The organism is Bacillus cereus group sp. BfR-BA-01379 (assembly GCF_022663605.1).
Lineage (GTDB): Bacteria > Bacillota > Bacilli > Bacillales > Bacillaceae_G > Bacillus_A > Bacillus_A mobilis.
Genome location: NZ_JAKUFT010000352.1, coordinates 1 through 210, shown reverse-complemented (window position 1 = coordinate 210; position 210 = coordinate 1). Strand labels below are relative to the sequence as shown.

The following is a 210-nucleotide window of genomic DNA, read 5'->3' as shown; positions in this document are numbered from 1 at the left end:
CACGGCCCAGACTCCTACGGGAGGCAGCAGTAGGGAATCTTCCGCAATGGACGAAAGTCTGACGGAGCAACGCCGCGTGAGTGATGAAGGCTTTCGGGGCGTAAAACTCTGTTGTTAGGGAAGAACAAGTGCTAGTTGAATAAGCTGGCACCTTGACGGTACCTAACCAGAAAGCCACGGCTAACTACGTGCCAGCAGCCGCGGTAATAC

At 54.8% G+C, this 210-nt stretch carries 1 rRNA gene; it reads left to right on the top strand.

Going from position 1 to position 210, the window contains the following annotated elements:
- Nucleotides 1–210, top strand: a 16S ribosomal RNA gene (locus tag MR113_RS28210); the annotation flags it as partial.